The sequence below is a fragment of the Nocardia sp. NPDC003345 genome (assembly GCF_053589395.1).
The window spans coordinates 1-1,332 of the sequence record NZ_JBSFRU010000608.1 but is presented as its reverse complement, the minus strand read 5'-3'; the positions used below and the strand labels follow the sequence as shown (position 1 = coordinate 1,332).

1 protein-coding gene is annotated in these 1,332 nt (G+C 69.1%); it reads right to left on the bottom strand.

The genetic code is table 11. The features are described 5' to 3' along the window. Nucleotides 1-34: 34 nt before the first annotated feature. Entirely contained in the window at nucleotides 35-1,279 is a 1,245-nt protein-coding gene (gene hisS / locus ACWDU1_RS32405; RefSeq protein ID WP_450004226.1) for a histidine--tRNA ligase, read from the bottom strand. Nucleotides 1,280-1,332: the final 53 nt, after the last annotated feature.

Here is a 1,332-nt window from a genome sequence, read left to right as displayed (position 1 = left end):
ATTCCGATGTGGCTGCCCACCGGACCGGCCCGCGTCAGGCTCCGGACGCGGCGACGAGGGTGGACACGATCTCGGCGAGCGGCACCTGCCGCTGATCCCCGGTGCTCATATCCTTCAACCCGATGGTCTCCTCGGCCAGATCACGATCACCGAGGATCAGGGTGAACCGCGCACCGGAGCGGTCGGCGGCCTTCATGGCCCCCTTCACGCCCCGGTCGCCGTACACCAGGTCCACGCGCACACCCGCGGCGCGCAGCTCGCCCGCCAGCACCACGAGCCGCTGTTTCGCGGCGTCGCCCAGCGGGACCCCGAACACCTCACAGCGCGCCGGATCGCCCGCGGTGACACCTTCGGCGGCCAATGCCAGGACCGTGCGGTCCACTCCGAGACCGAACCCGATACCGGACAGCTCCTGTCCGCCCAATTCCGCCATCAGGCCGTCGTAGCGGCCGCCGCCACCGATCCCGGACTGCGCGCCCAGACCGTCGTGCACGAATTCGAAGGTGGTCTTCGTGTAGTAATCCAGTCCGCGCACCATCCGGGGGTTGAGGACGTAGGGCACGCCGAGCGCGTCCAGGTGGGCCAGCACCTGATCGAAGTGGGCCTTCGCGGATTCGGACAGGTGATCGACCATCAGCGGAGCGCCGGCGGTCATCGCCCGCACCTCGGGACGTTTGTCGTCGAGCACGCGCAGCGGATTGATCTCGGCCCGGCGGCGCGTCTCGGCGTCCAGCTCCAGGCCGAACAGGAAGTCCTGGAGCCGTTCGCGGTACTGCGGCCGGCAGGTCTCGTCGCCCAGGGAAGTGATCTCGAGCCGGAACCCGGTCAGGCCCAGACCCCGGAACCCGGCGTCGGCGATCGCGATCACCTCGGCGTCCAGGGCCGGGTCGTCGACCCCGATGGCTTCCACGCCCACCTGCTGCAACTGCCGGTAGCGGCCCTTCTGCGGCCGTTCGTAGCGGAAGAAGGGCCCGGCGTAGCTCAGTTTGACCGGCAGCTGGCCGCGATCGAGCCCGTGCTCGATCACCGCGCGCATCACCCCGGCGGTGCCCTCCGGGCGCAGCGTGACACTCCGATCGCTGCGATCGGAGAAGGTGAACATCTCCTTGCTCACGACATCGGTGGACTCACCGACACCCCGGGCGAACAGTTCGGTGTCCTCGAAGACCGGCAGCTCGATATGCCCGTACCCGGCGAGACGGGCGGCGCGGAGCAGGCCGTCGCGTACCGCGACGAACTCGGCCGAACCGGGCGGGACATAAACCAACGCGCAGGTCATATCGCGCGAAACCGGTCCGATAGGGTGTGGTAACCATGCCACCCGTACCGCCG

Coding starts and splice junctions, on each gene's coding strand:
- hisS (WP_450004226.1), bottom strand. CDS start 1,279: ATGACCTGCGCGTTGGTTTATGTCCCGCCCGGTTCGGCCGAGTTCGTC.